The sequence below is a fragment of the Pseudomonas sp. BJa3 genome, assembly GCF_026343815.1.
Lineage (GTDB): Bacteria > Pseudomonadota > Gammaproteobacteria > Pseudomonadales > Pseudomonadaceae > Aquipseudomonas > Aquipseudomonas soli.
Map to the genome: position 1 here is coordinate 1 of NZ_JAOXMC010000595.1, position 231 is coordinate 231.

Sequence of the window (231 nt, forward strand, 5' to 3'; positions counted from 1 at the left end):
TGGTGACCTTCCAGGTGCGTGAGTTTCCCGCCGAAGATCTGATGCATGCCCGTTTCGACAGCCCGCAGGTGCGCCACTTGAACGAACTTGTAGCCCAGGCCGACGGCTTGGTGGTGGCCACCCCGGTGTAGAAGGCGTCCTTCGCCGGGGCCTTGAAGACCTTGCTCGACCTGCTGCGCGAGCGGGCCCTGGAACACAAGGTGGTGTTGCCGATCGCAACCCGTGGCAGCA

General features: G+C 64.1%; 1 pseudogene. It reads left to right on the forward strand.

The features are described from left to right. Positions 1 to 2: 2 nt before the first annotated feature. Positions 3 to 231, forward strand: a pseudogene (locus OH705_RS28920) (NAD(P)H-dependent oxidoreductase); the annotation flags it as partial.